The organism is Streptomyces sp. NPDC001904 (assembly GCF_040297005.1).
Taxonomy (GTDB): domain Bacteria; phylum Actinomycetota; class Actinomycetes; order Streptomycetales; family Streptomycetaceae; genus Streptomyces.
In genome coordinates, this window is the sequence record NZ_JBEOYI010000037.1 from 46,638 (window position 1) to 53,833 (window position 7,196).

Here is a 7,196-nt window from a genome sequence, read left to right on the forward strand (position 1 = left end):
GGTGGAAGCTTTTGGCATTGAGTCTGCGTGCAGGGAGCGAAATGTGAGATCTGAGTCTCAAGTCAGGGTGCGGCTCAGACCCGTCGACCTGGCGCGTGAGCACGGTCTGTCGACGCAGGCGGTCCGCAACTACGAGGAGGAGGGCATCCTCCCGGCGGCCGCGCGGACCCCGCACGGCTACCGCACCTATACGCCCCTGCACGCGCTGGCGCTGACCGCGTTCCGCGCCCTGGTTCCCGGACACGGCCACGCGACGGCCACAGCGGTCATGCGGGCGGTGAACGAGGGTGCGACCGACGAGGCGTTGCGCCTGGTCGACGAGAGTCACGCGCAACTCCTGGAGGACCGGAGAACGTTGCGCACGGTGGAGCACGCGTTGCGCGGCCTGGAACCCGTCCCCGCGACCACTCCCGGACGCGCCCTCCGGTTCATCGGGCCGCTCGCGAAGGAGCTGGGCGTCCGGCCCGCGACCCTGCGCAAGTGGGAGGCGGCGGGGCTCGTGCATCCGCGCCGCGATCCGGTGACCGGCTACCGCGTGTACGACGGAACCGATGTGCGCGACGCGCGCCTCGCCCATCAACTCCGGCGCGGCGGATATCTGTTGGAGCAGATCGCCCCGCTGATCGGCCAGGTGCGCACGGCGGGCGGCACCGAGCCGCTGGAGGCCACCCTGCGCGACTGGCACGACCGGCTGTCCGCCCGCTCCCGCGCGATGCTGGCGGGCGCGGGCGAGCTGGAGAGGTATCTACGGGGACGCGAGGGCTCCTCCGACGGCTCCCCCGACGGCGTCGCCACGGTCGGGCGCGGCTAGCCGGGAAGGTCGCTCACCGGGTCACCAGGGCAGAGGACCCGACGCGGAGAAGAAGCCGCCGGTCGGTCCGTCCGGGCCGAGCTGCGCCATGCGGACGATGATCTCGGCGCCCTCCTCGACCGTCTGGGTGCCGGAGTTGCCGTTGAGGTCGGTCTTGGTGAAGCCCGGCTCGACGGAGTTGATCCGCATGGTCGGGAACGCCTTCGCGTACTGGACCGTCAGCATGTTCACGGCCGTCTTCGAGGCCGGGTAGGCGATGCCCGGGTAGAAGCCGGCGGGGGCGTCCGGGGCGGCGATCAGGGCCATCGAGGCGAGACCGCTGGCCACGTTCACGATGACTGGCGCGGCGGAGCGGTTCAGCAGCGGCAGGAAGGCGTGGGTGACCCGGAGCGTGCCGAAGACGTTCGTCTCGAAGAGCGGGCGGAGGGTCTCGACGGTCTCGTCGGCGGGGGCGACGATGCCGTTGCCGGCGGTGCGGCCCTCGATGCCGGCGTTGTTGACCAGCACGTCGAGGCCGCCGTCGGCCTCGATGGCCGCCGCGGCCGCGGCGACGGAGTCCTCGTCGGTGACGTCGATGACGACGTGCCGGGCGCCCAGCTCCTCGGCGACGCGGCGGCCCTTCTCCGGGTCGCGGCTGCCGACGTAGACGGTGTGGCCGGCCTCGATCAGGCGGCGGGCGGTTTCGCGGCCGAGGCCCTTGTTGGCCCCGGTGATGAGTGTCGTGGTCATGCGTCAAGCCTCCGGTGAAGCGCCCCGCCCTGCCAGCCGTCCGGTCTTCCTGGGACTGTCGGTACCAGGAAGATCCGTGCGCGAGGGGGCAGAGTGGGGAGCATGAGCAACGACTTCGGGGACGCCGTGCGGCGCTGGCGGGACCGCGTCCGGCCCGAGTCGGCCGGGCTCACGCCCGTGGGGCAGCGGCGCGCCGCCGGGCTGCGCCGCGAGGAGCTGGCCCTGCTGGCGGGGATCTCCGCGGACTACGTCACCCGGCTCGAGCAGGGCCGGGCCAGTCACCCCTCGGACCAGGTCGTCGCGGCGCTGGCCCGCGCGCTGCGGCTGTCCGACACCGAGCGCGAGCACCTGTTCCGGCTCGCGGGTCTGGTGCCGCCCGGCCGCGACCGGGTGCCCGGCACGCTCACGCCGAGTGTGCACCGCCTCCTGGAGCGGCTCGCCGGGACACCGGTCGCGGTCTTCGACGCCGCGTGGACGCTGCTGCTGGCGAACCCGCTGTACACGGCGCTCCTCGCGGAACGCCCGCAGTGGCGCGACCACCGGAGCAACGGCGTCTGGTGGACGTTCCTCGGCCCGCCCGGCCGGGTGCGGCAGAGCCCGCAGGAGCGCCGGGCGATGGAGACGGCGCTCGTCGCGGACCTGCGGGCGACCGCGAGCCGCTACCCGGCCGACCCGGAGCTGTCGGCCCTGATCGCGGAGGTGCGGGCCGGGAGTCCGCGGTTCGCCGCGCTGTGGGACGCGGGCGAGGTGGGCCGGCACGAGGCGGCCCGCAAGACGGTCGATCACCCCCAGGTGGGCCCGCTCACCCTGGACTGCGACATCCTGACGGTCGCGGGCGACGATCTGCGCGTCATGGTCTACACGGCCGAGCCGGGCACCCCGGACGCGGACGCCCTGGCACTGCTGGCCACGCACGTGGTCCCGGCGCTGCTCGTATCCTCACCCGCATGACACGCCACCTGCCCTTCGCCCGTCTGCACAACTTCCGTGACCTGGGCGGCTATCGCACCCTCGACGGCCGTACCGTCCGGTGGGGACGGCTGTACCGCTCCGACGCGCTGTCGAAGCTGAACCCGGCCCCCGACGACGACGCAGGGCGGGCCGACCGGGAGAGATACACCGGCCTCGGCATACGTACCGTGATCGATCTGCGCTATCCGTGGGAGATCGCGGCGGCCGGGCGGGCGCCCGAGATCCCCGGGCAGACCTGGGTCAATCTCAGCGTGGAGCACCGCCCGTACGACCAGGCCGTGATCGCGGCCGACGTCGACCCGTGGCGCCATCTCGCCGACCGCTACCTGGAGGTCGCCCACGACGGCGCCGGCGAACTGCGGCAGGCGCTCGGCCTGATCGCGTCCGCCGAGGGACCGCTGGTCTTCCACTGCGCCTCCGGCAAGGACCGCACCGGCCTGCTGGCCGCGCTGGTCCTCGTCCTGCTCGGTGTGCACGAGGACGACGTGGCGGCCGATTTCGCACTCACCGAACGCGCCACGGACCGCCTCCTCGCCGACTGGAAGGCGGCGCACGAGGGCCGCGAGCCGAGCTGGCCCGGCTTCGGCCGCGCACCCGAGGCGATCATGAGGCTGTTCCTCGCGGACCTGTCCGCGCAGTTCGGGAGCGTGCAGGGGTATGTCACCGAACACCTGGGCATGGATGAGGGGTTGACCACTCGGCTCCGCAGGACTCTGCTCGAATGATCGCCGACTCCCCGCCACAAACGATCACTTGACGCAGTCGACCGCTCGCTCAGGGTTCACATTCGGTCGTCGCGCGCATAGCCTTGGCACATGCCATCTGCCGCACGCCAGCCTGCGCGGACTGCCGAGGAAGTGAACGAGCAGATCCGGGGGCTGTGGCTGCGCACGGGCGGGCGGCTCACCGCCGAGCAGCGCACGCAGTACGAGCTGCTGGTCACGGAGTGGGCCCAGGCCACGCGCACCGAGGTCGTCGAGGCGGCCTGACCCGGGCCCGTCAGGTCAGCGTCCGCCCGCCACGCGCAGCACCGTACCCGTCGTGTACGCGGCGTCCGCCGAGAGCAGCCAGGCGATCGCCGCCGCGACCTCGTCGGCCGTGCCCGCCCGGCGCAGCGGGAGCGCGCCCGCCATCCGTTCGGCCCGGTCCGGGTCGCCGCCCCTGGCGTGCATCTCGGTGTCGATGATGCCGGGGGCCACGGCGTTGACGCGGATGCCGGCCGGACCGAGCTCCTTGGACAGGCCGACGGTGAGCGTGTCGACGGCGGCCTTGGAGGCTGCGTAGTGCACGTAGTCGCCGGGGCTGCCCAGGGTCGCGGCGGCGGAGGAGAGGTTCACGACGGCGCCGCCGCCGGAGGCGGCCATGTCACGGGCGGCACGGCGGCTGCACAGCAGGACGCCCAGGATGTTGACGTCGACGATCCGGCGCAGGTCCTCGGTGCGCGCCTCGGCGAGCGGGCCGAACGGGCCTGCGACACCGGCGTTGTTCACCAGGCCGGTGAGCGGGCCCAGTTCGGCCTGCGCCTCGTCGAACAGCCGCTCCACGTCGGCCTCCTGCGAGGTGTCGCCCTGGAGGACGACGGCACGGGCACCGGCCGCGCGCACGCCGTCCGCGGTGCGCAGGGCCGCCTGCTTGTCGCGGGCGTAGGACAGGGCCACGTCGTGGCCGTCCCGGGCGAGCCGCAGTGCTGTGGCGGCGCCGATGCCTCGGCTGCCGCCGGTGACGAGTGTGATGGGGCGGGTCAAGCGAGCCTCCTGACAGTGATCATGTCGCGCGAGGCGCACCGTACCAGCGCCACTTGCCGACCCTTTCCCGGCCCGGCAGATCACCGCGTCCGGTCGCCCACAGCAGCGTCGGCCAGGGCTCGGCGCCGGCGGGCGCGTCAGGGAAGAGCCGGTGCAGGGAGCGGGCGCACAGTCCGGCTGGCGGCACGAAGGGGACGCCGAGGCCGAGCGCCATGTCGTGGGCGTGCAGCAGCGTCTCGACGACGCCCATCGCGGCGAACCCCTCGGGATCGGCGGCGCCGAAGACGTGGTGGCCGCGGGCGTCGGCCGGGGTCGCCCGGACCACGGCGACGAGCAGCCCGCCGCACGCCTCGAGCACGCCCAGCAGTCCGGCCGGGCCCGCCTCCGGCTCGGCGGTGACGGTGTTGGCGGGCCCCTGCGGGCGGCGCCGGGAGAAGCCGAAGCTCACGTAGTCGTCGGCCTGCGGCCGGGTCGAGCCGATCTGGGCCGCGTACGCGAAGAGGTCGTCGGCGAGGTGCTCGCCGGTCTCCCAGCACGTCCACTCCAGCGGCCCGGCCGGGACGTGCCAGTCGGCCCCGGTCGCCGGGCTCAGGGCGTCGACGGTGATCCGGACGGCCTGCGCGACATCGTCGGCGGTGACGGGACCGGGTATCGAGGTGTTCGGCTCTGCTGACATGGGCCGACGGTAACAGCGACCTGGCGCACGCCTCTTGGCTGTACGGGCCGTGGGCTCGACACTGACTCGATGACGCAGCGTGTGGAACTCGCGACCGTCCTCGACCGGCTCGCCGTCGACGAGTTGGTGACCGACTACGCCGTGACCGTGGACGACGGGGACTGGGCGGCGTACCGCGCCCTGTTCGCACCGGACGGCCGCGCCGACTACCGGGCGGCGGGCGGTGAGGAGGGCGGCGCCGAGGAGATCGCCCAGTGGCTGACCCGGACCATGGATCTTTTCCCGATGCGCCAGCACCTGATCGTCAACCGCCGCGTGCGCTTCGGCCGTCTGGACCGGGACGTCGGCGACACCGCCGCCGTCCAGGCGGACTACATCAACCCCATGCGGTTCACGGGCGCGGACGAGGGCGGGGCGCCGGACTTCGTGTGCGGCGGCCGGTACGCGTTCGGGCTCGTCCGTACGCATCTGGGCTGGCGGATGCACCGGGTGACCGTCCACGAGAAGTGGCGGCGCGCTCCGCAGCCGTCGGCGACCGGCGTCTGACTCCGGCGCCCTGCCGGGCGGTGCCCACTGTCGTTGATCGCCGCCGACGCGCACACTGAAGGCACGTGACCGATGACGGCGGCAGTCGTACGAGGTGGGAGGCGCGGCGAATGCGGGGTTGGCGGCAGCGGCTCGGGGAATCGCCCTGGTGGCGCGGGGCCGCGGCGGCCGGGGCGGGCGCACTGCCCGCGCTCGCGTTCCCCGCGCCCGCGCTGTGGTGGTTCGCCTACGTGGCCCTCGTCCCCTGGATGCTGCTGGCACGCTCGGCGCCGACGCCGCGCCGCGCCGCCCTGGACGGCTGGCTGGGCGGCCTCGGTTTCATGCTGGCGGTGCACCACTGGCTGCTGCCCAGCCTGCATGTCTTCACGGTGGTCCTCGCTGCGCTGCTCGGCGCGCTGTGGGCGCCGTGGGGATGGCTGCTGCACCGGCTGCTGCACGGGCGGCCGTCCGCGCGGCAGGGGGTGGCCGCGCTGGTCGCGGTGCCCTCGGCGTGGCTGATGGTCGAACTGGTCCGGTCCTGGCAGGGGTTGGGCGGCCCGTGGGGAATGCTGGGCTCCAGTCAGTGGCAGGTGGGCCCGGCGCTGCGGCTCGCCTCGGTGGGCGGGGTGTGGCTGCTGAGCCTGCTCGTGGTCGTCCTGAACACCGCGGTGGCGCTGCTCGTGATCGCGCGCGGCGCCCGTGCCCCCGCGGTGGCCGGGCTCGTCGCGACCGTCGCCGTGACCACCGCCGCGTCGGCCTGGGCGCCGCGTCCGCAGACCGACGGCACCGCGCGCGTGGCCGTCGTCCAGCCCGGGGTGATCGGCGGCGCCGACAGCGCCGGTCGCCGCTTCGACCGCGAGGAGGCCCTCACCCGCCGGCTCGCGGGCCAGCGGGTCGATCTGGTCGTCTGGGGCGAGAGCAGCGTCGGCTTCGATCTGGACGCGCGCCCCGATCTGGCCCGCCGGCTCGCCGCGCTCTCCCGGCTCGTCGACGCGGACATCCTGGTCAACGTGGACGCGCGCCGCTCCGAGGGCATCTACAAGAGTTCGGTCCTGATCGGGCGCGACGGGCCGACGGGCCCGCGCTACGACAAGATGCGCCTGGTCCCGTTCGGCGAGTACGTGCCCGCCCGGTCGCTGCTCGGCTGGGCGACGTCCGTGGGCAAGGCGGCCGGGGAGGACCGCAGGCGCGGGACGCACCAGGTCGTGATGGACGCGGGGGCGCTGCGGTTCGGGCCGTTGGTCTGCTTCGAGTCGGCGTTCCCCGACATGACCCGGAGCCTGACCCGTGACGGGGCGCGGTTGCTGCTCGCGCAGTCGTCGACCTCGACGTTCCAGCACAGCTGGGCCCCGGAGCAGCATGCGTCGCTGGCGGCGTTGCGGGCCGCCGAGAGCGGGCGGCCCATGGTGCACGCCACGCTGACCGGGGTCTCCGCCGTGTACGGCCCCGATGGTGCGCGGGTCGGCCCGTGGCTCGGTACGTCGTCGAGCACGGCCCGGGTGTACGCGGCACCGACGGCCCACGGCACGACGCTGTACGTCCGCTTCGGTGACTGGCCGGTTCATCTGGCCGGGGCGGTGCTGGTGGTGCTGGGGGCGGCGGAGGCGGCCCGCCGGCTGTCCCACGTGCACGCCGGCGGGGGCTGGTCGCGCAGTTCCCCGCGCCGCCCCTGAGGCGGCGCTCCTCTTGATGAGATGCCGCACGAAGTGCGCATCTCAGGGGCGCGGGGAACTGCGCG

The 7,196-nt window shown here is 73.9% G+C and carries 9 protein-coding genes; 6 read left to right on the forward strand and 3 right to left on the reverse strand.

The window, feature by feature from the left end:
- Nucleotides 1–43: 43 nt before the first annotated feature.
- Nucleotides 44–811, forward strand: coding sequence for a TioE family transcriptional regulator (locus ABT127_RS36020; RefSeq protein WP_351459709.1), 768 nt, complete (start codon nt 44–46; stop codon nt 809–811).
- Between the two features lie 21 nt (nt 812–832).
- On the opposite strand, the gene ABT127_RS36025 is transcribed toward ABT127_RS36020, so the two are convergent.
- Nucleotides 833–1,540, reverse strand: a complete 708-nt coding sequence (locus ABT127_RS36025) for an SDR family NAD(P)-dependent oxidoreductase (RefSeq protein ID WP_351459712.1) — start codon at nt 1,538–1,540, stop codon at nt 833–835.
- A 102-nt stretch (nt 1,541–1,642) separates the two neighbouring features.
- Between ABT127_RS36025 and ABT127_RS36030 the strand changes: the two genes are divergently transcribed.
- The 3 genes from ABT127_RS36030 (at nt 1,643) to ABT127_RS36040 (ending at nt 3,501) form a co-directional block, all read left to right on the forward strand.
- On the forward strand, nt 1,643–2,491 hold the full coding sequence (locus tag ABT127_RS36030) for a helix-turn-helix transcriptional regulator (RefSeq protein WP_351459715.1): 849 nt from the start codon (nt 1,643–1,645) through the stop codon (nt 2,489–2,491).
- Nucleotides 2,488–3,237: a tyrosine-protein phosphatase gene (locus tag ABT127_RS36035; RefSeq protein ID WP_351459718.1), complete on the forward strand. Its 750-nt coding sequence runs from the start codon at nt 2,488–2,490 to the stop codon at nt 3,235–3,237. The genes ABT127_RS36030 and ABT127_RS36035 overlap by 4 nt, the downstream gene beginning before the upstream one ends.
- 90 nt (nt 3,238–3,327) lie before the next feature.
- Complete coding sequence (locus ABT127_RS36040; protein ID WP_351459721.1) at nt 3,328–3,501, forward strand: hypothetical protein; 174 nt, start codon at nt 3,328–3,330, stop codon at nt 3,499–3,501.
- 15 nt (nt 3,502–3,516) lie between these two features.
- On the opposite strand, the gene ABT127_RS36045 is transcribed toward ABT127_RS36040, so the two are convergent.
- The gene (locus ABT127_RS36045; protein ID WP_351459724.1) at nt 3,517–4,257 is read right to left on the reverse strand and encodes an SDR family oxidoreductase; all 741 of its coding nucleotides are present in this window, start codon (nt 4,255–4,257) and stop codon (nt 3,517–3,519) included.
- A gap of 19 nt (nt 4,258–4,276) precedes the next feature.
- Nucleotides 4,277–4,933, reverse strand: coding sequence for a DinB family protein (locus ABT127_RS36050; protein ID WP_351459726.1), 657 nt, complete (start codon nt 4,931–4,933; stop codon nt 4,277–4,279).
- A gap of 69 nt (nt 4,934–5,002) precedes the next feature.
- Here ABT127_RS36050 and ABT127_RS36055 point away from each other — a divergent pair, with 69 nt between their 5' ends.
- Nucleotides 5,003–5,479, forward strand: a complete 477-nt coding sequence (locus tag ABT127_RS36055; protein WP_351459728.1) for a nuclear transport factor 2 family protein — start codon at nt 5,003–5,005, stop codon at nt 5,477–5,479.
- Nucleotides 5,480–5,589: 110 nt separating this feature from the next.
- Complete coding sequence (gene lnt / locus ABT127_RS36060; RefSeq protein WP_351459731.1) at nt 5,590–7,131, forward strand: apolipoprotein N-acyltransferase; 1,542 nt, start codon at nt 5,590–5,592, stop codon at nt 7,129–7,131.
- The last annotated feature ends 65 nt before the right edge of the window (nt 7,132–7,196 follow it).